This is a genomic window from Bacillus sp. FSL R9-9492 (assembly GCF_038007365.1).
GTDB classification, from domain to species: domain Bacteria; phylum Bacillota; class Bacilli; order Bacillales; family Bacillaceae_G; genus Bacillus_A; species Bacillus_A mycoides.
Window position 1 is genome coordinate 3,882,267 of record NZ_JBBOXC010000001.1, and the last position, 24,171, is coordinate 3,906,437.

Below are 24,171 nucleotides of genomic sequence, written 5' to 3' on the forward strand. Positions count from 1 at the left end.
CATTGAAAAAATGGATAGACAAATGTCTATCCATTATTCTTCACGTTTACCGTCTTTATTAATTTCATGTAAAAGTGTATCAATTCGATGACCATATCCGATAGACTCATCAAACTCAAAGGTAATTTCTGGTGTTTTACGAAGACGAATACGTTGGCCAATTTCTGAACGAATAAAGCCTTTTGCCTTCGCTAAACCTTTTAATGTATTTTCTTTCTGTTCTTCGTCACCTAAAACAGAAATGTATACTTTAGCAATTTGTAAATCTCCACTCACTTGTACATCTGTTACTGTAACAAATCCAATACGTGGGTCTTTAATTTTACGACTGATAATGTCGCCTAATTCTTTTTTCATTTGCTCGCCCACACGGTTCGCACGTAATTTCATAACTCTTCACCTCATTCAATACCATTCCAAATGTGTTATCGTACGTTCAATTTCAGGAAATGAATCGATATACTCAAGTACACGATTCATTTCTTTTTCACAGACAACACGATTTGAGGATACGGAAACAATTGCAATTTCTGTACGTTGCCATACATCTTGATGCCCAACTTCAGAAACAGCTACATTATAGCGCTGTTTCACACGAGTTAACACACGTTGCAAAATTGCTCGTTTCTCTTTTAAAGAATGCACATCGTAAATCATACACTCGAATGAGAGTGAAGCGATAATCATCGCTTCACTTCTTCCATAACGTATGCTTCAATGATGTCCCCTTCTTTAAGATCATTATATCTCTCAATTGTAATACCACACTCATAGTTTTGTGCAACTTCTTTTACGTCGTCTTTGAAACGTTTTAACGTATCAAGTTTTCCTTCGAAGACTACTACGCCATCACGGATAATACGAACGCCACTATCACGTGTAATTTTACCGTCTATTACGTAACAACCTGCGATTGTTCCAACTTTTGTTACTTTGAATGTTTGACGAACTTCCGCTTGACCGATTACTTTTTCTTCGAATTCTGGATCCAGCATACCTTGCATTGCTGATTCAATTTCTTCGATTACTTTATAGATAATACGGTGTAAACGAACATCAACTTTCTCTAATTCAGCTGTACGCTTCGCATTCACATCAGGGCGTACGTTAAATCCAATTACAATTGCATTAGATGCAGAAGCTAAAATAATATCAGATTCTGTAATCGCACCTACGCCTGTATGGATAATTTTCACTTTTACGCCTTCAACATCAATTTTACGAAGTGATGCTGCCATTGCTTCTACAGAACCTTGTACGTCTGCTTTCACAATTAAGTTAATTTCTTTTACATCGCCCTCTTGGATTTGTTGGAATAAATCTTCCAGGCTGAATTTAGATTTCTCACCACGTTGTGCAACTAACGCTTCTTGTGCACGTGATTCACCAATTTGACGAGCTTTCTTCTCATCAGCGAATGCCATGAAACGATCTCCCGCTTGTGGCACTTCATTTAAACCTGTAATTTCAACAGGAGTTGATGGACCAGCAACTTTTACACGACGACCAATATCACTTACCATTGCACGAACACGACCGAATGATGTTCCAACAACAATTGGATCTCCAACTCGAAGTGTACCGTTTTGAACAAGTAATGTCGCGATAGTTCCTTTACCTTTATCAAGCTGTGCTTCAATTACAGTACCAGCTGCATAGCGATTTGGATTTGCTTTATATTCTTCTACTTCACTCACAAGAAGGATCATTTCTAGTAAGTTGTCAATTCCCTCGCCTTGAATTGCAGAAATTGGTACGAAAATCGTGTCTCCGCCCCAAGCTTCTGGAACTAATTCATATTCTGTTAATTCTTGCATTACACGATCAGGATTTGCCGCTGGTTTATCCATTTTATTCACAGCAACAATAATTGGTACTCCAGCTGCTTTCGCATGGCTAATCGCTTCAACTGTTTGTGGCATAACACCGTCATCAGCTGCAACAACAAGAATTGTAATATCTGTTACTTGTGCACCACGAGCACGCATTGTTGTAAATGCCGCGTGACCTGGTGTATCTAAGAACGTAATTTTCTTATCATTTACATCAACTTGGTATGCACCGATATGCTGAGTAATTCCACCAGCTTCGCCAGCAGTTACTTTTGAATTACGGATAGAGTCAAGCAATGTTGTTTTACCATGGTCAACGTGTCCCATAATTGTAACAACAGCTGGACGTTCTTTTAAGTTTTCTTCATCATCTTGCTCATCGATGAATGTTTCAAATTCAGTTTCACTTACAACTACTTCTTCTTCTACTTCAATACCGTAATCAGTAGCAATTAACTCAATTGTATCTTTATCTAAGTCTTGGTTAATTGTCGCCATAATTCCTAGCATGAAGAGCTTTTTAATAATTTCAGATGGCTCTTTGCTTAACTTTTTAGCAAGGTCACCTACTGTAAGGCTTCCAGAGAAAGTGATTTTATCTGGTGTTTCTACTATTGGTGTTTGTTGTCTTCCAGCAAAGTTATCTTGACGTTTATCTTCATTTGCTTTGCCTTTTTTCTTATTCTTATTGCTGTTCTTTTTACTGCGAACAACTTTCTCTTCTACTTCAAACTCATCTGCAACAGAAGGTTTTTCCGCTCCAGCGCTATATTGATTATCTAATTTGTTTACTACTTCATCTTCTAACATTGTCATATGATTCGAAACCTCGATATTCATCTCTTTTAGTTTTGTCATAAGATCTTTACTTGAGATATTATTTTTTTTTGCATATTCATGTACTCGAATTTTACTCATACCTTCACCCCCGGTAATTTGTATCGAGCATGCTACGTAGCTTTTTCGCAAAGCCTTCATCTAAAATAGCTACAACGACTCGCTCGTCTCTCCCAATCGCATGCCCTAATTGTTGTCGATTTTCGACTTTTCTCATTGGTATGTTGTAGTACGTGGTTTTATCAATGATACGTTTTGTAGTGTTCGCTGACGCATCTTCAGAAAGCAATACTAGCTTTGCTTTGCCACTTCGTACTTCTTTTAAAACGAGTTCTTCACCCGAAATAATTTTTCGAGCGCGGTTTGCTAGTCCTAAAAATGATTTCCAATCAGACACTTATTTCGACTCCTTCTCAACAAGCTCAAGAAGCTCTTCGTACAGAGAACTGTCGATTTTCGCTTTTAGATGATGTTCCAAAATGTTTTTCTTTTGGGCTTGAATAATGCTTTCTTTATCTTTTGATAAATATGCACCTCGTCCTGATTTTTTTCCTGATAAATCAATAGACACTTCGCCCTCTTTGGAACGAACAATGCGAACTAGCTCTCGTTTTGATTTCATCTCTTGCGTCGCAATACATTTTCGTAACGGAACTTTTCGATTGCTCATACTCATCACCTCTATTCGATTTCGTCTTCAGCTGAATCGAATCCGAATGCGATTACGCTATCTTCTTCTGTCACAATACCAAGTTGTTTCGCATCAGACTCACTTTTAATATCAATTTTCCAGCCTGTTAATTTAGCTGCAAGACGCGCATTTTGTCCACGCTTACCAATCGCTAATGAAAGCTGGTGGTCTGGAACAACAACAGTTGTTGCTTTCTCTGCTTCATCTACAAGTACTTTAACAACCTGTGATGGACTTAAAGCATTTGCAACATATTCAACTGGGTCATTCGACCAGCGAACGATGTCAATCTTTTCACCTTTTAGTTCATCTACAACACGTTGTACACGTTGTCCTTTCGGTCCTACACAAGAACCTACTGGATCAACATCGATATTCTCTGCATATACAGAAATTTTAGAACGGTCGCCTGCTTCACGTGCTACAGAGCGAATTTCTACAGTTCCATCATAAATTTCTGGAACTTCCATTTCGAATAAACGTTTTAAAAGACCAGGATGTGTACGTGATACGTAAATTTGTGGTCCTTTTGTTGTCTTTTCTACTTTTGTAATAAATACGCGAATACGATCATGTGGTTTATATTGCTCATTTGGCATTTGCTCACTTACAGGTAATAAAGCTTCTACTTTACCTAAGCTTACATAGATGAAACGAGCATCTTGGCGCTGTACAATACCAACCATAATGTCTTCTTCACGATCACTAAATTCTGAATAAATTACACCACGTTCCGCCTCACGAACTCGTTGTGTTACAACTTGTTTTGCAGTTTGCGCTGCAATACGACCAAAATCTTTTGGCGTTACTTCAATTTCTAGTACGTCACCATCTTGGTAGTTTGGATTAATTTGTCTTGCCTCTTCTACAGAGATTTCAAGACGTGGATCAAACACATTATCTACAACGTCCTTACGTGCTAAAACTTGAATTGTTCCCACTTCTGGGTTAAAGCTCACACGAACGTTTTGTGCTTGGTTAAAATTGCGTTTATAAGCAGAGATTAATGCTGCTTCAATCGCATCAATAATAATATCTTTGCTAATACCTTTTTCTGATTCTAATACGAGCAAAGCATCTAACAACTCAGTGCTCATGAAGATCCCCCTTCTTACTAAAACGTAACAGCAAGTCGCGCATTTGCAACTTTATCCATTGGAATTTGGATTTCTTTTTTACGTGTTTTAATTGTTAATAGTAGTGTAATTGTAGTACCGTCGTAGGAAAGTAGCTTTCCTTCAAACATCTTCTCACCATCAATCGGCTTATATGTTTTAATTGCCACTTGTTTTCCTACCGCTTGCTGGAAGTCTTTCTCTTTCTTTAATGGGCGTTCCGCTCCAGGAGATGATACATCCAAAAAGTAAAGATGAGGAATTGGATCCTCTTTATCTAAAGCTTCGCTTAAACGTTCACTTACCGCACCGCATTCTTCAATTTCGACTCCCTTTTCAGAATCAATGAATACGCGTAAGAACCAGTCTTGTCCTTCTTGCACATACTCTACATCTACAAGTTCAAGATTTAACTCTTCAACGATTGGCTGCGCAAATGCTTCTACAATTTCTGTGACTTTCTTATCCATAAACAGCCTCCTTCCTGCCGCCATGTACCATTTACAAGAAAAGATCCCGTTCATAAAGACGGTCTATCTTATTCTTTCTCGTTAGCTAACAAAAGCCCCTGCCGTTAAGCAGGGAATATCTGTCTTAGTATTACCAAATTTAAGAAGTAAAACTTGTAACAAAATATGTATATACGACAGAAATATCATTACTATCTACATAAGCAAAATGTAGATAGTAACACGAAAGAGTGGGTTTCCCCACTCTCTTTTTCACAAAATATACATGACATGGTTATCTCGGTTTATAGTATACCATAGCAAATGTTGATTTGCAAAGATTTTTCCTACCTATTAGAACAGTGACAATTGGTTTTGATCCGGTAAATCTCCTAGACAGCCTTGACCATCTAAATACTCAATAATCGTTTTAGAAACCTTACTGCGCTGCTGTAAGTCTTCTTTTGATAAGAAATCACCATTTTTACGAGCTTCAACAATACTGAAAGCTGCGTTTGTACCAAGACCAGGAACTGCATTAAATGGAGGAATTAAAGTATCCCCATCAATTATAAATTCGGTTGCATGCGAGCGGTATAAATCAACCTTTTGGAATGAATAACCACGCTCACACATTTCAAGTGTCATTTCTAGTACCGTTAATAAACTCTTCTCTTTCGGTGCTGCATCCAATCCTTTTTGTGCAATTTCATCAATTTTTACACGTATAGATGCTGAACCTTTCGCCATCGCCTCTACATCAAAGTCATCTGCACGAACTGTAAAATATGCCGCATAGAATAAAAGTGCGAAATGTACTTTAAAGTATGCAATACGTACAGCCATAAGTACGTAAGCAGCCGCATGGGCTTTAGGGAACATGTACTTAATCTTCTTACATGAATCAATATACCAACCTGGTACATTGTTATTTCTCATTTCCTCTTCCCATTCTTCAGGTACACCTTTACCTTTACGCACCGACTCCATGATTTTGAAGGCTAATGATGGATCCAAGCCTTGATAAATTAAATATACCATGATGTCATCACGACAACCGATAACTTCACTCAGTGTACACGTACCGTTATAAATTAATTCATTCGCATTACCTAACCATACATCTGTACCATGGGACAGTCCAGAAATTTGAACAAGCTCTGAAAACGTCGTTGGTTTCGTTTCTTCTAACATTTGTCTTACGAATTTCGTACCAAACTCCGGTATACCAAGTGTACCTGTTTTACAGTTAATTTGTTCTTCCGTTACCCCTAAAGACTCTGGACCAGAGAAAATTTTCATTACTTCTGGATCATCCGTTGGGATTGTTTTCGGGTCAATACCACTTAAATCTTGAAGCATACGAATAACAGTCGGATCATCGTGTCCTAATATATCAAGTTTCAATAAATTATCATGAATCGAGTGGAAGTCAAAGTGCGTTGTTCTCCACTCAGCACCTATTGAATCAGCCGGAAACTGAATTGGTGAAAAGTCAAAAATATCCATGTAATCTGGTACAACGATAATACCACCTGGATGCTGTCCGGTCGTACGCTTTACACCTGTACATCCCGCAACTAAGCGATCAATCTCTGCATTTCGAATTGTTAAGTTATGATCATTAGCATAGCCTTTCACATACCCATAAGCGGTTTTTTCCGCAACCGTACCAATTGTTCCTGCGCGGTATACATAATCTTCACCGAACAGTAATTTCGTATAGTTATGGGCGCGTGGTTGGTATTCTCCGGAGAAATTCAAATCGATATCCGGTACCTTATCCCCTTTAAATCCAAGGAACGTTTCGAAAGGAATGTCATGGCCATCTTTCACATATGGAACATTACATGTTGGGCATTCTTTATCTGGTAAATCAAAACCAGAACCTACAGAACCGTCATTAAAGAACTCTGATTGTTTACACTTTGGACATACATAGTGCGGTGGTAATGGGTTTACTTCTGTAATTTCCATCATCGTTGCAACAAATGATGAACCTACCGATCCACGCGAACCTACTAGATAACCGTCCACTAACGATTTTTTCACAAGCTTATGTGAAATTAAATAAATAACGGCGAATCCATGTCCAATAATACTTTTCAATTCTTTTTCCAAACGAGCTTCTACAATTTCCGGTAGTTCATCTCCATAGATACTTCTTGCCATTATATAGCTCATATCACGTGTTTCATCATCAGCACCTTCAATTTTCGGTGTGTATAAATCATCTTTTACTGGACGAACATCACCAATTAATGATGCGATCTTGTGTGTATTTGTCACAACAATTTCTTTTGCTTTGTCTTCACCTAAGAATGAAAAACAATCTAGCATTTCATTTGTTGTACGGAAATGTACAGGCGGTAATGAATGGCGATTTAACGGATTAGCTCCTCCTTGCGAACTGACTAAAATTTTCCGGTATATCGCGTCCTCTGGATCTAAATAATGCACATTCCCAGTAGCAACAACTGGCTTATCTAACGTCTCACCTAGTTTTACTAAGTTAGAAATTATTGTTTTTAACTGTCCTTCATCTCGAACGAGTTCACGTTCCACTAAATGACGTAACACTTCTGGAGGCATAACCTCAATGTAATCGTAAAACTGTGCAATTTCTTCTACTTCTTCAGGCGCTTTTTGCATCATAGCTTCAAATACTTCACCTTTGTCACAAGCTGTTCCTACTAAAATGCCTTCGCGATATTTTTTTAATAGTGATCGTGGTACACGTGGTACACGATAAAAGTAATTCAGGTGAGAATATGAAACAAGTTTGTATAAGTTTTTCAACCCAACATCTGATGTGGCAAGTAACGTCATATGACTTGGACGCCCACGTTTATACGCATCCCCTTGTCCCATACTATCGTTTAGTTGATCGTGATATTCAAATCCCTTTTCAATCACATCTTTTAACATCTTCACAAGTAAATATCCCGTTGCTTCTGTATCATAAATCGCACGGTGATGTTGCGTTAATTCAATATCAAGCTTTTTACACATCGTATTTAATCGATGATTTTTCATTTCTGGGAATAAGAACCGTGCAAGTTCTAACGTATCAATAACTGGATTTTTCGTTTTTTCTATCCCAGCCTTTTTAAAACCTACGTTAATAAAGCCCATATCGAAGCTTGCGTTATGAGCAACAAGTGTATGGTCACCCATCCATTCCTCAAACTTTTTAAACACTTCGTCCACTTCTGGTGCATCAGTTAACATATCATCTGTAATACCTGTTAATTCAATAATCGTCGCCGATAATGGTTGATGGGGATTTGCGAAAGATTCAAAGCGATCAATAATTTCTCCACCTTTTACCTTTACAGCAGCTAACTCAATGACTGTATCATATACAGCAGATAACCCTGTTGTCTCAACGTCAAAGACAACATATGTTTCTTCTGCAAGTAGACGATGTGCTTCGTTATATGCTATCGGCACACCATCATTAACTAAATTTGCTTCTACACCATATAGAACTTTAACTCCAGCCTTTTTACCAGCAGAATATGCTTCTGGGAACGACTGTGCAACAGCATGGTCTGTAACTGCAATAGCCTCATGCCCCCATTTTCCGGCTTGGGCAACGAGCTTAGAAACAGAAGTAACAGCATCCATTTGACTCATTGGAGTATGAAGATGAAGTTCTACTCTTTTTTCCCCTTCTTTTGCTTTATCTTTACGAGAAGGTCCCGTTATTTCATTTATATCATTTGCGATCATAACTAAATCACGCACGAATGTATCATTTTGAACTGAACCACGCGCTTTTACCCAAGTTCCTTTTTTCAAGGATTGTAACATCGGGATATCTTCTTTATCACGTGAGAACATCTTAATCATAATAGAGTCCGTATAGTCAGTTATCTTTAAAGTTAATAATGTACGTCCACTACGAAGTTCTTTCGTCTCTACATGGAAAACATACCCTTGAACGGTTTTTCTTCTTTCTTCATCTTGAATTTCACGCAGCGGCGTAATCTCTTCATCTGGCTTAATAAGATAACCAAGCACAACTGGTCCTTCATGAACAACATCACTTTCTTCAGCTTGCCTTTTAGCCATCTCTTCCATAGCCTGTATAACTCGTTGACGATCTTCTTCCTGTGTTTGCTCACGAAACTTTTGCATTTCTTCTGCATTTTGCTTTATATGTGTGTCTAACTGAAAACGCGGGAATCCAAAAGCTTCGTATTGATCACCTACTGGTTTCGCAACGTTTTTCTTTAAAGTAGTAGATTCCAGCTCATTATTCACATTTAATAGCAACTTCACGCCATTGACCTGCGGAAGTTGCTTCTTTAAGTACGCGAACATAGGTGAAAATGTAATTCGTTCTGTACAAAGCGGCCAATATGCCTTCACTTCTTCTTCTGTAAATTGTTTATTCTCTGCTTCTAATGCAAATGTTGTTCTTGCAATATGAGAAAATGATTGCTTAAGCTTTGTTTCTAGCAACTCATATAATTCTGTCGGCAAAATACGTGGCACTTGTAAGTCAAAATGCCAACTTTTATTCGCTTTATCAATAACTAGCTTTTCAATACCACCGCCATCTAAATATTGATTTATAAGGTCTTCTGGTATTTGCAACTGTTGGAGCAAAATTTGAAATCGCTCTTGTTGTTCATTTGTTAATGACATAAGCACTCTCCTTCCATTTGCTATTATAAATTGAAACGTACTACAAAGAAAGATTTCTTCCTTCTTCTTTTACAAAATACGTTTACAAAGAAAGAGAAGGTACCTCATTACGAGGTACCTCTTCTTATTTTAAAATATTAGCAATATATGTTTGAAGTTCTTCTACTTTCACTTCTTCAGACTCGCCTGTAGCACGTACTTTCACTTCTACAATACCTTCGTCTGCTTTTTTACCAACTGTCACGCGAACTGGAAGGCCGAATAAATCTGCATCTGCAAATTTAACACCTGCACGTTCTGCACGATCATCTAGTAATACTTCGTACCCTTGTTCTTGTAATGAGTTGTAGATATTTTCACCCATTTCACGTTGTGCATCAGATTTCATATTTACTGGAATTACATGCACATGGAACGGTGCAACAGCTTTTGGCCAAACTAAACCGTTCTCATCATTAAACTGCTCTGCGATTGCTGCCACTGTACGAGATACACCGATACCGTAACAACCCATAATAAGTGGTTTTGTTTTTCCGTTTTCATCTAAGAACGTTGCGTTCATTGCTTCACTATAACGAGTTCCTAATTTGAATACATGACCAACTTCAATTCCACGTGCGAAAAGAATTGTTCCATTTCCATCTGGAGATTGGTCTCCTTCTTGGATGAAGCGTAAATCCGTATATTGATTTACTTTAAAGTCACGTTCTGGATTTACATTTACATAATGGAACCCTTCTTCGTTCGCTCCTGAACATCCGTTGACAATTGATGCTACAGCATGGTCAGCGATAATTTCGATATCCCCTGTAACACCAATCGGTCCTAAAGAACCCACTTCACAGTTTAATAACTCTTTTATTTCTTCATGTGAAGCAAGCTCAACGACTGAAGCTCCGTATACATTCTTCACTTTTACATCATTGACTTCATGATCGCCACGAACAAGTACTACTACTAATTTCGCATCTACTTTAAACACCATAGATTTAATGCATTTTTCCGCTGCGATATTTAAGAATGCAGATACTTCTTCAATAGCTTTTTGATCTGGAGTTGCTACTTTTTCAAGTGCTTTTTCGGCTTCATCACTCTTCGTATACGTAGCAACAACAGGAGCCATTTCAATATTTGCCGCATAATCAGATGTATCAGAATACGCAATTGTATCTTCACCTACATCAGATAACACCATAAATTCGTGTGTATCTTTTCCACCCATTGCTCCAGAATCAGCGATAACTGCACGGAAATTCAAACCACAACGAGCAAAGATATTAGAATACGCTTTGTATAAACCGCTATATACTTCATCCAAACTTTCTTGTGTTGCATGGAAAGAATACGCATCTTTCATTAAAAATTCTCTTCCGCGTAATAAACCGAAACGTGGTCTTTGCTCATCACGGAATTTTGTTTGAATTTGATATAATGTTAATGGTAGTTTTTTGTATGATTTAATTTCATCACGTACAAGATCTGTAATTACTTCCTCATGAGTTGCCCCTAGCGCAAACTCGCGAGCATTACGATCTTTCATACGCATTAATTCTGATCCGTAAGAATACCAACGACCTGATTCTTGCCATAATTCAGAAGCTTGCATAGCTGGCATTAATAGTTCTACTGCCCCTGCGCGCTCCATTTCTTCACGAACAATACGTTCTACTTTGTGTAACACTTTTAAACCAAATGGTAGAAAACTATAAATACCAGAAGCATTTTGACGCATAAACCCTGCGCGAAGTAATAATTGATGACTCTTAATTTCAGCATCTGCTGGAACTTCACGTAATGTAGGACTGAATACCATACTTTGTTTCATTTATTCGCACCTCTTCATTTTACTCTTACACGCAATAAAATCCCTCACCTCGAGTTAGGTGAGGGATTTTATTCTATGAGCTCTATTTCATTATAAACTTCTTCTTATTTTACAAGAAAAACTTACGGATGTCATTCCATGTTACAACTAACATAAGCAACATTAATAATGCAAACCCAATAAAGTGAACCATTCCTTCTTTTTGACGATCAATTGGTTTTCCTCGTAATGCTTCAATTAAGAAGAAGAACAAACGTCCACCGTCTAAAGCTGGGACTGGTAATAAATTAAATAAACCAAGGTTAATACTTAAAACTGCCGCTAAACTTAGTACACGCGTAAATCCATAATCTACAACTTGATCTGTTAGATTATAAATTCCTACTGGACCTGACAACTCATTAATAGAAAATTGACCCGTTACTAATTTCACAAGAGAATCAAAAATTAGTTTCGTCCATTCGTATGTTTGTTCAAACCCTGATTTAATAGAACCCATCACTGTTTTCTCTACAGGAGAATAAACACCAATTCTACCAACTTCGTCTTTTCCTTCTTTATCAAGCGTTGGTGTTACTTTCACATTAAATTGCTCACTATCACGCTTTACATGTAACGTAATTTCTTTATTTGGGTTTTCACGTACAATCGTTACAACATCTTTCCATGTACTAGTGTTCTTCCCATTGATTGCTTGAATTGTATCGTTTTCTTTTAATCCAGCTTGTTCTGCAGCACTATTCTCCATTACTTTTCCGACCATTGGTTTGTCAACAGGAACTCCTTGTACAAATCCAAGAATCACAAAAATAACAAATGCTAGAATAAAGTTCATTGCAGGACCTGCAAAAATTGTTAGAGCACGTTGGCCCAATTTTTTAGAGCCAAATTGTCTATTGTACGGAGCGATTTGAATTTCTTCTCCCGCAGAAATGATACGAGCTTTTTCATTTACTCGGAATGTTTGCAGCTCTTCCTCGTACTCTTCATAACCCAAAATTGTAAGATTATGCTCTAAATCAGCTTGTTCGACTTCAATGACACGAACATTTGGATATTTTTCATGTCCGTCAAAAACTAATTTCACAACTTCGTCTTTTTCATTTAATACAAGTCCAACCTTTTTTCCAGGTTTTAACTCAACTGTGTCCGCATCCTCGCCAGCCATTCTTACATAGCCACCAAGGGGCAGTAATCGAATCGTATACACCGTTTCATTCTTTTCAAATGAGAATATTTTCGGACCAAAACCAATCGCAAACTCGCGGCACAAAATACCTGCTCTTTTTGCGAAATATAGATGCCCTAGCTCATGGAAAAATACGAGTGCACCGAAAATTAATATAAAGGCAATCGCTGTATTCAATTCCATAACCACCTTTGCTAAATTTGTTCCATCACAAACCGTCTTGTGGCTGCGTCAATTTCCTGAATTTCCTCTAAGCTCGGACGTGCAATGACAGTGTGATGGTGCATTGCTTTTTCAATGAGGTCTTCCACTGTTAAGAAACCAATTCTCTTTTGTAAAAAAGCTTCAACAGCTACTTCATTTGCCGCGTTCATTACAGCCGGCATACTTCCACCTGTCTTTCCAGCTTCATACGCAAAACGTAGACAACGGAAACGCTCTTGATTCATTTTCTCAAAATGCAATGTTCCCATTTCCCATAAATTTAACTGTTTCGTGTCTGAAAGAGGCAATCTATCAGGATATGTAAGCGCGTATTGAATCGGTACTCGCATATCAGGTGAGCCAAGCTGTGCCATTACACTACGATCTTCAAATTCAACCATAGAATGAATAATACTTTCTTTATGTAGAACAACATCGATTTGCTCATAAGGGATACCAAAAAGCCAGTGTGCTTCAATTACTTCTAGCCCCTTATTCATCATTGTAGCAGAATCAATTGTAATTTTCGAACCCATTGACCAGTTTGGATGACGAAGTGCATCTTCTACGGTCACTTGATGCAATTCATCTCTCGTTTTATCACGAAAACTTCCGCCTGAAGCAGTTATAATTAAGCGAGAGATTCTTTTTTCATTTTCACCATTCAAGCATTGAAAAATCGCTGAATGTTCACTGTCTACTGGAAGTAACGATACATTATGTTTTCGTGCTGCTTCCATTACAAGATGCCCTGCAGTTACTAACGTTTCTTTATTTGCAATTCCAATTGTTTTTTTCGCCTCAATTGCGCGGAGTGTCGGTAACAACCCTACGCTACCTACAACAGCATTCACTACAATTTCTGTATCTGGGTGCAGCGCTACTTCTAATAAGCCTTCGCTACCATATACTACTTTTGTATTACCAGAAACAGCTTGTAATTTTAAAACATCTTCCTCTCTTTGCACAGAGACAATTTGCGGGGAAAATTCTTGAATTACCTTTACTGCATAATCAACATTTTTCCCTACAGAAAAAGCAACGAGACGGAATTGGTCTGGGTGCGAGCGTAACACATCTAATGTTTGTGTACCGATTGATCCGCTTGCACCTAGTAAACTAATGTTTTTCATGACTCCAACCCCTCGTTCATTTATTAATTGTATTGTAATAAGAAGTATAGAATTGGTAACACAAATAACCAACTATCTGTTCGATCTAAAATACCACCATGTCCAGGTAAAATTGTACCTGAATCCTTTACACCATAATGGCGTTTAAATGCAGATTGCACTAAATCACCAATTTGTCCAAAAATAGAAATGATAATCGTCAGAACGATTAAAACTCCTACATTCGCTTCAACTGGGAAGAACATATTGTAAACAAGTGCAACAACAATTCCACAAACAATACCGCCTAATGAACCTTCAATCGTTTTATTCGGACTAATTTCTGGCCATAATTTTCTTTTTCCAAATGCTTTCCCTATGAAATATGCACCTGAATCAGTTGCCCATATGACAAATAGTGCACAGAACACATATTTGATTCCTAATATTCTCGTTTCATTTAAATATAAGAATCCCATTCCAACATATGTCGTTGCCATAAGTAAAAATGAAGCATTGTCAAAAGTAAATGTATTCTTAGAAAGGACTGTATATGATAAAAGTAATAAAACAATCACAAATGTGATTTCTAATTTACCTAACCCAATCCACGTAAACAGTTCTGATGCACTACTCGGAATTAAAATAATCCACAATAATACTGCAGCTAAAACTGTTGGTACCGAAATAAGCGTAAGCTTGTTCATACGAATTAATTCATATAAACCTATAGAAGCAAGTGCATACACTAAAACTGTAAAAGGCACGCCACCGTAAATTACGATGGGAATGAATAGCGCGGCAGCAATCACTCCAGTAATAATTCTCTGTTTCACTACCAAACCCTCTCTTTCTACACGCCTCCGAATCTGCGCCCTCTATGTTGAAAGTCTGTAATCGCATTTAGCAAATGTTCCTCGGTAAAATCTGGCCAATACACATCTGTAAACCAAAATTCCGAATAAGCAATTTGCCATAACATGAAATTACTAATACGTAGCTCTCCGCTTGTACGGATTAACAACTCTGGATCAGGTAAAGAACTCGTCATTAAGTAAGAAGAAATCTTTTCTTCACTTATTTCTTCCGAACGAATTTTTCCTTCCTCACTATCTTTCATCATATGTTGCACAGCAGAAACGATTTCATCTCGACTTCCATAGTTTAACGCGAAATTAAGAATTAATCCCGTATTCTCTTTCGTATCTTCCATGGCTTTTTCCATCGCTCTGCGCGTATGCGTAGGAAGACGATCTTTTTGCCCTATTACTCGGACTTGTACGTTTTCTTCAATCAACTCTGGTAAAAATGCACCTAAAAATTCTTCTGGAAGCTTCATCAAATAATCAACTTCTTTTTTCGGTCTTTTCCAGTTCTCAGTCGAAAAAGCATAAAGAGTTAATACTTTCACATCAAGCTTACTTGCAAATTTTGTGATTTTCTTCACAACTTGCATACCTTCATGATGACCAGCAATGCGAGGCATGGCTCTTCTCTTTGCCCATCTTCCATTACCATCCATAATAATAGCAATATGTTCTGGGATATATCCTTTTTTCACTTTTTCAATGAGATGATCAAACGATGTGACCTTTTTACTTTTAAAAAAAGGAAACTTTTTAAACATCATTCATACCCTCCAACAAGCAGACGTATGCCTAAAAGTGTAAAAAGACCCCCTTAAGAAGAGGGTCATATTTGCGAAATTATCGCTATTACACTTCCATAATTTCTTTTTCTTTGTTTTTTGCGATTTCGTCAACTTTTGCAATATATTTATCTGTTTCTTTTTGGATATCTTCAGTATATCCTCTTAAATCATCTTCTGTAATGTCGCCAGCTTTTTCAAGCTTCTTAAGGTCATCATTACTGTCACGACGTACGTTACGAACAGCAACTTTTGCTTCCTCAGCATATTTCTTCACAACTTTTACAAGATCGCGACGACGCTCTTCTGTTAATGCAGGGAATGCAATACGAATTACAGTTCCATCATTAGAAGGGTTTAAGCCTAAATCTGCTTTTAAAATTGCTTTTTCAATATCACCGATAGAAGTTTTATCATAAGGTTGAATTACAAGCAAACGTGCTTCTGGAACTGTAATGTTCGCTAATTGCACAACTGGTGTTGGTGCACCATAGTAATCAACTTGTACCTTATCTAATACAGACGAGCTTGCACGACCAGCGCGAACTGTTGCTAATTCACGAGAATAAGCAGCAACTGCTTTTTCCATTTTTTCATTTGAAGACTTCAATACTTGTTGTCCCATAATTTATTTCCCCCTTACAACTGTTCCAATATTTTCGCCTAAAACGGCACGTTTAATGTTACCTTTTTCCATAACCGAGAATACAATTAATGAAATATCATTATCCATACATAAAGAAGAAGCTGTAGAATCCATTACACCTAAACCTGCTTTTAATACATCTAAGTAAGTAAGTGTTTCGTATTTCGTAGCTGTTGGGTCAATAGATGGATCTGCACTATATACGCCATCCACATTATTTTTCGCCATTAAAATAACGTCCGCTTCGATTTCAGCTGCACGTAATGCTGCTGTTGTATCTGTAGAGAAGTATGGGTTACCTGTACCTGCAGCAAAGATAACAACACGTTTTTTCTCTAAGTGACGAATTGCTTTACGACGAATGTAAGGCTCTGCCACTTGACGCATCTCAATTGAAGTTTGTACGCGAGTTTGAATTCCAATATTCTCTAAGCTATCTTGAAGAGCTAATGAATTCATAACTGTTGCTAACATGCCCATGTAATCTGCTCCTGCACGATCCATGCCCATTTCACTTCCAATTTTCCCACGCCAAATGTTACCGCCACCAACAACAACAGCAACCTCTACATCAAGTTCTGCAATTTCTTTCACTTGTTCCGCAACTGACTTAATAACAGCTGGGTTAATTCCAAATCCTTGCTCGCCAGCTAAAGCTTCTCCGCTCAGCTTTAAAACGACACGATTATATTTCGGTTTACTCATAATGAACCTCCAATTGCTTACATCTTTATTTTAAAAAAGGGAACACAATGTGTTCCCTAATCTGTATTAGTTGTTACCTTTTACTTGGTTCATTACTTCTTCAGCAAAGTTGTCTTCGCGTTTTTCGATACCTTCACCAACAGCGTAGCGAACGAATCCTTTTAATGTTCCGCCTTTAGACTCAACGAATTGACGAACTTTCATGTCAGGATTCTTAACGAATGTTTGGTCAAGTAAGCAAATCTCTTCAAAGAATTTGCCAAGACGGCCTTCTACCATTTTCGCAACGATTTTTTCAGGCTTGCCTTCGTTTAAAGCTTGTTGTGTTAATACTTGACGCTCATGCTCAACTTCTTCAGCTGTTACAGCATCGCGGTCGATGTATTTAGGGTTAACTGCTGCGATGTGCATTGCTACATCTTTAGCAGCTGCTTCGTCAGTAGAACCTTCAAGAACTGTTAATACACCAATACGTCCACCCATGTGTAGGTAAGCGCCGAATGCATCAGCATCAGTTTTTGATACGATTTCGAAACGACGAAGTGTAAGTTTTTCACCAATTTTAGCGATTGCTTCGTTGATGTGCTCTTCTACTGTTTTGCCGCCTTCGATTGTTTGAGCCATAGCTTCTTCAACGTTAGCAGGTTTGTTAGCTAATAAGTGAGCAGCTAATTCTTTAATTAACGCTTGGAAACCTTCGTTTTTCGCAACGAAATCAGTCTCAGAGTTTAATTCTAAGATTAAACCTTCGTTACCGTTTGTTTCGATGAAAGTTAAACCTTCAGCAGCGATGCGGTCTGCTTTTTTAGCAGCTTTCGCAATACCTTTTTCACGTAAGAAGTCAATTGCTTTCTCCATGTCGCCGTTAGTTTCTGTTAAAGCTTTTTTGCAGTCCATCATACCTGCGCCAGTTTTTTCGCGAAGTTCTTTTACCATTTGTGCAGTGATTGCCATATTTTTCATCCTCCTAAAATATGTATTTATACCTTTTATAAAGGTGTTTATACCTTAAAAAAGGTGATAAAAGGCCGAACCCCTTATCACCTTTCCAAATTTGTTACGCAGTAACAGTTTCTTCACCTTGTTTTGTTTCAAGGATCGCGTCTGCCATTTTAGATGTAAGAAGTTTTACAGCACGAATTGCATCATCGTTTGCTGGAATAACGTGATCGATTTCGTCCGGATCACAGTTTGTATCAACGATACCGATGATTGGAATGTGTAATTTGCGTGCTTCAGCAACTGCAATACGCTCTTTACGAGGGTCTACTATGAATAATGCACTTGGAAGACCTTTCATATCTTTAATACCGCCTAAGAATTTCTCAAGACGCTCTAACTCTTTTTTAAGTTGAACAACTTCTTTCTTAGGAAGTACTTCGAAAGTACCATCTTCTTGCATTCTTTCGATATCTTTAAGACGCTTGATACGCTTTTGGATTGTTTGGAAGTTTGTTAAAGTTCCACCTAACCAACGTTGGTTAACGAAGTACATACCAGCACGAGTTGCTTCTTCTTTAATAGCTTCTTGTGCTTGTTTTTTAGTACCTACGAATAAAATGTCTCCACCTTCAGCAGCGATGTCACGCATCGTTCTATAAGCTTCCTCAACTTTTTTCACAGTTTTTTGTAAGTCGATGATGTAGATACCGTTACGCTCTGTGAAGATGTAACGCTTCATTTTTGGGTTCCAACGACGAGTTTGATGTCCGAAATGAACACCAGCTTCAAGCAATTGTTTCATAGAAATTACTGACATAATTTAGTTCCTCCTAAATGGTTTTTTTGATATCCTCCGTTTACTTCATCTCTAAGCGAAACTACGAACGTAGCACCAACACTTAAATCAGTAAACGTGTGTACTTTGTACTGACACCACTGCTTACTATATCATACTGAAATATTACAATCAAGTCGAAAATGCGAACAATGTAAAACTTTCTTTTTTTCACGCTCAAATCCTAGTATTACCAACCTTCAATTCCTTTAAGCAAGGAATTGAAGGTTAATTAATAGTTTTCTAATGAATGTTGTCATGACGCCTTACGTAAGCAAAATCATTCACTTAAAAAAACAAAAAACTCTCCTCAAGCGAGGAGAGTTTTTTTATAAATTAGTTTGTTTTTAATTTAGCAAGTTCCTGTAGAAACTTGTCGTTTAGCACTTTAATGTATGTTCCTTTCATACCTAAAGAGCGAGACTCAATAACACCAGCACTTTCTAATTTACGTAGTGCATTTACGATTACCGAACGAGTAATTCCTACGCGATCAGCAATTTTACTTGCAACAAGTAAACCTTCTGTTCCATTTAATTCTTCGAAGATATGCTCGATTGCTTCTAACTCACTGTAAGATAATGAGCTAATCGCCATTTGAACAACAGCTTTACTACGTGCTTCCTCTTCGATTTCTTCTGCTTTTTCACGTAAGATTTCCATACCTACAACAGTTGAGCTGTATTCAGCAAGAATTAAATCATCGTCTAAGAACTCTTGACCAAGACGAGCTAATACTAGTGTACCTAGACGCTCACCGCCACCAACGATTGGTACGATTGTAGTTAAACCTTGACCGAATAATTCTCTATTTTCTACTGGGAATGCTGTGTAGTCACTATCCACACCTAAATTTGAAGATGTTTCTGTAACATTGAATAAACTTTGCGTATACTCTTCTGGGAATTGACGCTCTGCAAGCATGTGCTTCATACGTTCGTTTTCGATTTGTTGGTGAATCGCATATCCTAATAATTTACCGCGACGACTTACAACGAACACGTTCGCTTCAATTACTTCACACATTGTGTCAGACATCTCTCTAAAGTTTACAGGCTTTCCTGCTGCGCTCTGTAATAACGCATTTAATTTTCTCGTTTTTGCTAATAATTCCATTTCAAAATTTCCTCCTACATGTTACTTACATATTTTTTCATCACTTGGAAACTAGGGCGAGTCACCTGATGACACTATTACAAAATAAACTGGCTCACATCTTTATTTTTAGCTATTGTCGCTAATTTTTCCTCAACATATTGAGGTGTTATCGTTATTTTCTCTAACGTAATTTCAGATGCCTCAAACGATAAATCTTCAAGGAGCTTCTCCATAACAGTATGAAGTCTTCTCGCTCCAATATTATCTGTATCCTGATTAACTTGATAAGCAATCTCAGCAATCTTACGAATAGCTTCGTCTGAAAATTCAATTTCTATACCTTCAGTCGCTAATAACGCCGTGTACTGTTTAATTAGCGCATTGTCAGGCTCGATTAATATTTTAACAAAATCATCCGCCGATAATTTTGTTAATTCTACTCGAATCGGAAATCTCCCTTGCAATTCCGGAATTAAATCCGACGGTTTAGACATATGGAACGCTCCAGCTGCAACAAATAAAATATAATCGGTTTTTACTGATCCGTATTTCGTTGCTACATTCGATCCTTCTACAATCGGTAAAATGTCACGTTGCACACCTTCACGCGATACATCTACGCTATTCGACTGCTTACCAGCAATTTTGTCAATTTCATCGATAAAAATAATCCCGAGCTGTTCAGCACGATAAACAGCCTCTTGTGTAACTTCATCCATATCAATTAAGCGCTGTGCCTCTTCATTTGTCAAGAGTTTTCTTGCTTCTTTTACAGAAAGTTTACGTTTTTTCGTTTTTTTCGGCATGATACTTCCTAGTGCATCTTGGAAATTCATTCCCATTTGCTCCATGCCAGTTCCTTGCAACATATCAAACATAGAAGACTGTTGTTCCGTCACTTCGATCGATATCACTTCATCTTCAAGAAGGCCTGCCGCAAGCTTTCTTTCCACATCTTGACGTTTCTTTTCGATTTCATCATCTTCCTGTGCATCAGATGTTTGGTTTGAATTTTGATTACCACCAAAAAGCATTTCTAATGGATTTTTAAATCCAGATTGCTTCTCCGGACTCGGCACTAAAATTTCAACAAGACGTTGATTCGCTTGCTCTTCTGCTTTATCTTGAACTTTAACTACCATTTCCTCTTTCACAATGCGAACAGATGTTTCGACAAGGTCACGGACCATCGACTCTACATCTCGACCCACATATCCAACTTCTGTAAATTTCGTCGCTTCAACCTTAATAAAAGGTGCTCCAACGAGTTTCGCCATTCGCCGTGCTACCTCTGTTTTACCAACACCTGTCGGTCCAATCATTAAAATGTTTTTAGGTGCAATTTCATCACGTAAATTTTCAACTAATTTACTGCGACGGTATCGATTTCGTAGAGCTACAGCAACCGCTTTCTTTGCATCTTTTTGACCGATGATGTATTGATCTAATTTTTCCACAATTTGACGCGGAGTAAAATGTAAATGCATATAAAATGCCTCCCTTACGATTCTACAATTCTTCAACAATTATGTTGTGGTTCGTATAAACACAAATATCGCCTGCAATTTCTAAACTGGCCTTCGCAATTTGTTTCGCTGTTAAATGTTCACTTGCATGTTGCTTTAAAGCACGACCAGCAGCAAGTGCATAATGTCCGCCTGAACCAATTGCTAAAATACCATCATCTGGTTCAATCACTTCTCCTGTACCTGAAACAAGGAGCATCGTTGTTTTATCCATGACAATGAGCATTGCTTCTAGCTGACGTAGCATTTTATCACCACGCCATTGTTTCGCCATCTCAACTGCAGCGCGCTGCAAGTTGCCATTATACTCTTCTAATTTTCCTTCAAACATTTCAAAAAGAGTAAATGCATCAGCAACTGATCCTGCAAAACCAGCTAAAACTTTCCCTTGGAAAAGTTTGCGAACTTTGCGAGCTGTATGTTTCATTACAACAGCATTTCCCATCGTTACCTGACCATCTCCAGCCATTGCACATTCTCCATTATGATGAACTGCAAATATCGTTGTAGCGTGGAAATTTCCCATAGAAAAAACTCCTTTATATGTTTTTATAGCCTTAAAAGCAATTTATGCCCGCGGGTGATGCTTCATGTACACAGAACGCAATCTTTCTTTAGAGACATGCGTATAAATTTGTGTGGTTGACAAATTCTCATGACCTAATAGCTCCTGCACAGTACGTAAATCCGCTCCTTCATCCAACATATGTGTAGCAAATGTATGCCTTAACATATGGGGACTTATCCGCATTGTAAGTGAAGCTTTCTTAATGAGTTCGTTCAAAACATAACGTACACCCTGATCTGTTAACGGCTTACCTTTCGCATTTAAAAATACCATATGAGATTGTTCTTCAGTCTTTTGAGCTAACTGTTTTCTCCCGTTCTCTATATAAGTAATTAAAGCATCTTGTGCATAGCTTCCGAACGGAATATATCTTTGTTTTTTCCCTTTTCCCATCACTAAAATTGTTCCCACTGCAAAGTCAATGTCGGTAAGTTGCAAATTAACGCATTCGCTTACACGAATCCCAGTTGCATACATCAACTCTAATAAAGCTTGATTCCTTTGACCGAGTGGCGCCCCTGTATCAGAAACTTCAAACAATTCCTCTAACTCTTCAGCATATAAAAACTTTGGGATTGACAATTCTTTCTTGGGAAGTGACGCAAGTGCAAACGGATTATCTTTTTGATAACCTTCACGCATCAAAAAACGATATAAACTTCGTAAGCTTGATACTTTCCTTGCGACAGATTTACGGGCTAACTTCTGATCGTGCAACGTCGTCAAGTATAAACGAACATCCGCGTATGTAACATCTAAAAAAGAGGATATGCCTTCTCGCTCCATAAATTGCACAAAATGTTCTAAATCATTTTGATAACTTGCAATTGTATATTTTGAATAATTTCTTTCAATTTGTAAATATCCAACGAATAATTGTAACAATTTCTTCACATTCACATCCATATAATTCACCTCAATAAAGGCTACTAAATCGTATCACAACTTAGTAGCCTTTGCAAGAAATTTAATTAAATATTTACAAAATTTTGAATTGTTTCCAAAGCGCGTGTAGCATATGCTTCATTTCGTTCTTGTTTCTTTTTAATTTTCTTCTCTAACGGTGTAAATAAACCGAAGTTTGCATTCATTGGCTGGAAGTTTTTCGCATTTGTCGCAGTAATATAATTTGCCATACTTCCCATTGCAGTTACAGGTGGTAATACAACTGGCTCTTCACCTTTTACAAGTCGAGCAGCGTTAATACCCGCTAATAATCCTGATGCTGCTGATTCAACATAACCCTCTACACCAGTCATTTGACCAGCGAAGAATAAATCATCACGTTGTTTATATTGATATGTTGGACGAAGTAAATTAGGCGAATTAATAAACGTATTACGATGCATTACACCATAACGTACAATCTCTGCGTTTTCTAGTCCTGGAATTAGCTGTAACACTTCTTTTTGTGGCCCCCACTTTAAATGTGTTTGGAAGCCTACAATATTATATAACGTTCCTGCTGCATCATCTTGACGTAACTGAACAACCGCATACGGTGTTTTCCCTGTTTTCGGATCTTCTAACCCAACAGGCTTCATCGGTCCAAATACTAACGTCTGTCTTCCTCTACTTGCCATAACTTCTACTGGCATACAACCTTCAAAGAAAATTTCTTTTTCAAATTCTTTTAAAGGCACTGTCTCAGCAGCAATTAAAGCCTCATAAAAACGATCAAACTCTTCTTCTGTCATTGGACAGTTTAAATATGCCGCTTCACCTTTATCATAACGGGATTTTAAATATACTTTATTCATGTCAATGCTGTCTTTCTCAACGATTGGCGCTGCAGCATCATAGAAATAAAAATAATCTTCACCTGTTAGTTTTTTTAATTGTGCAGAAAGATCCGGAGACGTAAGTGGACCTGTCGCGATAACAGTTGGTCCCTCTGGAATTTCAGTGATTTCCTCATTCATTACAGTTACGTTCGGATGATTTTTCACATATTCAGTCACTTTCGCCGCGAATTCATGACGGTCTACAGCTAAAGCACCTCCTGCTGGTACAGAGCACTCATCAGCTGCACGAATAATGACAGAATCCATTAGACGCATTTCTTCTTTAATAACACCAACAGCATTTGTCAATGTGTTTGCGCGAAGTGAGTTACTACATACTAATTCAGCAAATTTATCTGTATGATGAGCTGGTGTTTGCCTTACTGGTCTCATTTCATATAATTTTACTTGGACACCACGCTTTGCAATTTGGTAAGCTGCTTCGCTTCCTGCAAGACCTGCGCCAATGACGTTTACTACTTGTGTTGTCATATATATCACCTTTCCTT

General features: G+C 37.8%; 22 protein-coding genes. All 22 read right to left on the minus strand.

The window, feature by feature from the left end:
* Positions 1-33: 33 nt before the first annotated feature.
* Positions 34-390 (minus strand): 30S ribosome-binding factor RbfA, encoded by a 357-nt coding sequence (rbfA, locus tag MKY70_RS19645; protein WP_000776437.1) that lies wholly within the window; start codon positions 388-390, stop codon positions 34-36.
* Between the two features lie 15 nt (positions 391-405).
* Complete coding sequence (locus MKY70_RS19650; protein WP_002088157.1) at positions 406-687, minus strand: DUF503 domain-containing protein; 282 nt, start codon at positions 685-687, stop codon at positions 406-408.
* On the minus strand, positions 684-2,750 hold the full coding sequence (gene infB, locus MKY70_RS19655; protein ID WP_002014558.1) for a translation initiation factor IF-2: 2,067 nt from the start codon (positions 2,748-2,750) through the stop codon (positions 684-686). Before infB ends, MKY70_RS19650 begins: the two co-directional genes overlap by 4 nt.
* Before the next feature lie 4 nt (positions 2,751-2,754).
* Positions 2,755-3,066, minus strand: a complete 312-nt coding sequence (locus MKY70_RS19660; protein ID WP_002111365.1) for a YlxQ family RNA-binding protein — start codon at positions 3,064-3,066, stop codon at positions 2,755-2,757.
* The gene (gene rnpM, locus MKY70_RS19665) at positions 3,067-3,339 is read right to left on the minus strand and encodes an RNase P modulator RnpM (protein WP_002088161.1); all 273 of its coding nucleotides are present in this window, start codon (positions 3,337-3,339) and stop codon (positions 3,067-3,069) included. It abuts the gene before it with no gap.
* An 11-nt stretch (positions 3,340-3,350) separates the two neighbouring features.
* Positions 3,351-4,457, minus strand: a complete 1,107-nt coding sequence (nusA, locus tag MKY70_RS19670; protein ID WP_002014554.1) for a transcription termination factor NusA — start codon at positions 4,455-4,457, stop codon at positions 3,351-3,353.
* A gap of 17 nt (positions 4,458-4,474) precedes the next feature.
* Complete coding sequence (rimP, locus tag MKY70_RS19675) at positions 4,475-4,945, minus strand: ribosome maturation factor RimP (protein ID WP_002146103.1); 471 nt, start codon at positions 4,943-4,945, stop codon at positions 4,475-4,477.
* Positions 4,946-5,278: 333 nt separating this feature from the next.
* Positions 5,279-9,580 (minus strand): PolC-type DNA polymerase III, encoded by a 4,302-nt coding sequence (locus tag MKY70_RS19680; RefSeq protein WP_341074554.1) that lies wholly within the window; start codon positions 9,578-9,580, stop codon positions 5,279-5,281.
* A 124-nt stretch (positions 9,581-9,704) separates the two neighbouring features.
* The gene (locus MKY70_RS19685) at positions 9,705-11,405 is read right to left on the minus strand and encodes a proline--tRNA ligase (RefSeq protein ID WP_341025578.1); all 1,701 of its coding nucleotides are present in this window, start codon (positions 11,403-11,405) and stop codon (positions 9,705-9,707) included.
* A 109-nt stretch (positions 11,406-11,514) separates the two neighbouring features.
* A complete protein-coding gene (gene rseP, locus MKY70_RS19690) occupies positions 11,515-12,771 on the minus strand; it encodes an RIP metalloprotease RseP (protein WP_002088169.1) in 1,257 nt (418 codons plus the stop codon).
* Between the two features lie 17 nt (positions 12,772-12,788).
* Positions 12,789-13,931, minus strand: a complete 1,143-nt coding sequence (gene dxr / locus MKY70_RS19695; protein WP_002014547.1) for a 1-deoxy-D-xylulose-5-phosphate reductoisomerase — start codon at positions 13,929-13,931, stop codon at positions 12,789-12,791.
* A gap of 23 nt (positions 13,932-13,954) precedes the next feature.
* The gene (gene cdsA / locus MKY70_RS19700; RefSeq protein ID WP_002088171.1) at positions 13,955-14,746 is read right to left on the minus strand and encodes a phosphatidate cytidylyltransferase; all 792 of its coding nucleotides are present in this window, start codon (positions 14,744-14,746) and stop codon (positions 13,955-13,957) included.
* 17 nt (positions 14,747-14,763) lie between these two features.
* Complete coding sequence (locus tag MKY70_RS19705) at positions 14,764-15,540, minus strand: isoprenyl transferase (RefSeq protein ID WP_002014545.1); 777 nt, start codon at positions 15,538-15,540, stop codon at positions 14,764-14,766.
* 85 nt (positions 15,541-15,625) lie between these two features.
* Complete coding sequence (gene frr / locus MKY70_RS19710) at positions 15,626-16,183, minus strand: ribosome recycling factor (RefSeq protein ID WP_000531506.1); 558 nt, start codon at positions 16,181-16,183, stop codon at positions 15,626-15,628.
* Positions 16,184-16,186: 3 nt separating this feature from the next.
* Positions 16,187-16,909 carry a UMP kinase gene (gene pyrH / locus MKY70_RS19715; RefSeq protein ID WP_002014544.1) on the minus strand — a complete coding sequence of 241 codons (723 nt, stop codon included), beginning with the start codon at positions 16,907-16,909 and terminating at the stop codon, positions 16,187-16,189.
* Between the two features lie 66 nt (positions 16,910-16,975).
* Positions 16,976-17,863 carry a translation elongation factor Ts gene (gene tsf, locus MKY70_RS19720; protein ID WP_002088177.1) on the minus strand — a complete coding sequence of 296 codons (888 nt, stop codon included), beginning with the start codon at positions 17,861-17,863 and terminating at the stop codon, positions 16,976-16,978.
* A gap of 103 nt (positions 17,864-17,966) precedes the next feature.
* Positions 17,967-18,668 carry a 30S ribosomal protein S2 gene (gene rpsB / locus MKY70_RS19725; RefSeq protein ID WP_002088178.1) on the minus strand — a complete coding sequence of 234 codons (702 nt, stop codon included), beginning with the start codon at positions 18,666-18,668 and terminating at the stop codon, positions 17,967-17,969.
* 354 nt (positions 18,669-19,022) lie between these two features.
* A complete protein-coding gene (codY, locus tag MKY70_RS19730) occupies positions 19,023-19,802 on the minus strand; it encodes a GTP-sensing pleiotropic transcriptional regulator CodY (RefSeq protein ID WP_002014541.1) in 780 nt (259 codons plus the stop codon).
* A 77-nt stretch (positions 19,803-19,879) separates the two neighbouring features.
* Complete coding sequence (hslU, locus tag MKY70_RS19735) at positions 19,880-21,271, minus strand: ATP-dependent protease ATPase subunit HslU (protein WP_002014539.1); 1,392 nt, start codon at positions 21,269-21,271, stop codon at positions 19,880-19,882.
* 22 nt (positions 21,272-21,293) lie between these two features.
* Positions 21,294-21,836 carry an ATP-dependent protease proteolytic subunit HslV gene (gene hslV, locus MKY70_RS19740; RefSeq protein ID WP_002014538.1) on the minus strand — a complete coding sequence of 181 codons (543 nt, stop codon included), beginning with the start codon at positions 21,834-21,836 and terminating at the stop codon, positions 21,294-21,296.
* A 42-nt stretch (positions 21,837-21,878) separates the two neighbouring features.
* The gene (gene xerC / locus MKY70_RS19745; RefSeq protein ID WP_078175468.1) at positions 21,879-22,778 is read right to left on the minus strand and encodes a tyrosine recombinase XerC; all 900 of its coding nucleotides are present in this window, start codon (positions 22,776-22,778) and stop codon (positions 21,879-21,881) included.
* Positions 22,779-22,849: 71 nt separating this feature from the next.
* On the minus strand, positions 22,850-24,154 hold the full coding sequence (gene trmFO, locus MKY70_RS19750) for an FADH(2)-oxidizing methylenetetrahydrofolate--tRNA-(uracil(54)-C(5))-methyltransferase TrmFO (protein ID WP_002014534.1): 1,305 nt from the start codon (positions 24,152-24,154) through the stop codon (positions 22,850-22,852).
* Positions 24,155-24,171 lie beyond the last annotated feature (17 nt).